Source organism: Argonema antarcticum A004/B2 (assembly GCF_023333585.1).
GTDB classification, from domain to species: domain Bacteria; phylum Cyanobacteriota; class Cyanobacteriia; order Cyanobacteriales; family Aerosakkonemataceae; genus Argonema; species Argonema antarcticum.
Genome location: NZ_JAIQZN010000219.1, coordinates 1 through 1,980, shown reverse-complemented (window position 1 = coordinate 1,980; position 1,980 = coordinate 1). Strand labels below are relative to the sequence as shown.

Annotated in this window: 1 protein-coding gene; it reads left to right on the top strand. The window is 47.0% G+C overall.

The genetic code is table 11. The features are described 5' to 3' along the window. Window positions 1-43 precede the first annotated feature (43 nt). Window positions 44-1,885 carry an ABC transporter ATP-binding protein gene (locus tag LAY57_RS35445; RefSeq protein ID WP_249072162.1) on the top strand — a complete coding sequence of 614 codons (1,842 nt, stop codon included), beginning with the start codon at window positions 44-46 and terminating at the stop codon, window positions 1,883-1,885. Window positions 1,886-1,980: the final 95 nt, after the last annotated feature.

Below are 1,980 nucleotides of genomic sequence, written 5' to 3'. Positions count from 1 at the left end.
TAGCCCCTAGCCCCTAGCTATAACGTAAGTAGCTTTCCTGATTATGAAGCAGCAAAAGTTCTTCAACGCCTTAAGATTTGCTTGGCAGCGCCTGCTTCAATCAGCAGCCATCTTTCGATACAGCGATCGGGCCATCAGTTTAGTCTGGAGTACCAGTCCTAGCCTCACCTTAATCTTTGCTGTTCTGACTTTGGCAGCGGGACTTTTCCCGGCAGTAATTGCTTACGTCGGCAAGTTAATTGTCGATAGTGTAATTAATGCTTCTCGTTCAGGTGTAGAGAGCTTAAGCCTTTTAGCATTAAGCTATGTAGGATTAGAAGCACTCTTAATCGCCTTACTCAATGGCACGCAACGGGGTTTGGGTGTTTGCCAATCGCTGCTGCGGGTGTTACTCGGTCAAAAAGTAAACGTTCTGATTCTAGAGAAAGCACTGACACTCGACCTCGTTCACTTTGAGGATTCAGAGTTCTACGACAAGATGAATCAGGCGCGGCGAGAAGCATCAAGCCGTCCCTTAAGCCTAGTTAGTCGCACCTTCAAGCTAATTCAGGATATTCTCTCCCTGATTACCTACGGCACTCTCCTACTACAATTTTCAGTTTTAGCGGTGGTAATACTAGCAGTAGCCGGAATTCCCGCTTTCATCGCCGAGACACGGTTTGCTGGAGAAGCTTTCCGCTTATTTCGCTGGCGTTCTCCAGAAACGCGACAACAGACTTACCTGGAAACTTTAATTGCAAGGGAAGACTACGCCAAAGAAGTCAAGCTGTACCAGCTTGGGCAAATTTTGTTAGCGCGGTATCGAGACATTTTCCACCGACTTTATGATGAAGACCGAGATTTGACTTTGCGGCGTGGATTCTGGGGTTATCTGCTGGGTTTGCTGAGTACCGCCACATTTTACCTTGCCTATGCTTGGATTGTCGTAGAAACCATTGGCGGCAAGATTTCCCTGGGGGATATGACGATGTATTTGGTGATATTCCGTCAAGGACAGTCTACATTTTCGTCGGCTTTGGGTGCGGTGGGAGGAATGTACGAGGATAACCTGTACTTGTCCAATCTCTACGAGTTTTTAGAACAGCATATTCCCAAATCGAAAGGTAAAGCGACTCAAGGGTTAATTCCTAATGATGGCGTGCTATTCGAGAATGTCAGCTTCACATATCCAGGCAGCGAGAAACCTGCATTACAAGGCATCTCTCTGCACCTGAAACCAGGACAGAAACTAGCAATAGTGGGGGAGAACGGTTCTGGAAAAACAACGCTAATCAAGCTTTTAACTCGATTGTACGCTCCTTCTTCTGGGCGCATTCTGCTCGATGGTTTGGATTTGCAAGCATGGGATATAGCAGCATTGCATCGCAGATATGCGGTAATTTTTCAGGACTTTGTGCGCTATCAGTTTACTGTCGGAGAGAATGTGGGTGTGGGAGATGTTGAGCATCTGCAAGACCGAAAACGTTGGCAAATGGCTGCTGCTAAGGGGATGGCTAAACCGTTAATCGAGTCAATGCCTGCTGGCTTTGAAACGCAGTTGGGGCGTTGGTTCAAATCTGGAGTAGAGCTTTCTGGCGGTGAGTGGCAAAAAATCGCGCTTTCTAGGGCTTTTATGCGAACTGATGCTGATGTTTTGGTATTGGATGAACCGACGGCGGCGATGGATGCGGAAGCTGAGTTCCAAATTTTTAACCATTTACGGACTGTGACGAAAACTCAAATGGTTATCCTCATTTCTCACCGCTTTTCTACTGTGCGGATGGCTGACACGATCGCGGTTTTGGCGGATGGGGTAGTGGTAGAAGCAGGCACTCATGAGGAGTTGTTGGAGGCACAGGGACGTTATGCTCGACTTTTTTCGCTGCAAGCGGCTGGATATCAGTAGGGTTCATCAATAGTTGTAACTTTACTAACATTTACTCACAATCCTTCACTTTTACTCCCTTGCCTTACCACACTCGCCCAAACCCATAGTAAAAT

Bases quoted from the DNA above. Each gene is read 5' to 3' on its own strand.
- LAY57_RS35445 (WP_249072162.1), top strand. From the start codon at position 44: ATGAAGCAGCAAAAGTTCTTCAACGCCTTAAGATTTGCTTGGCAGCGC.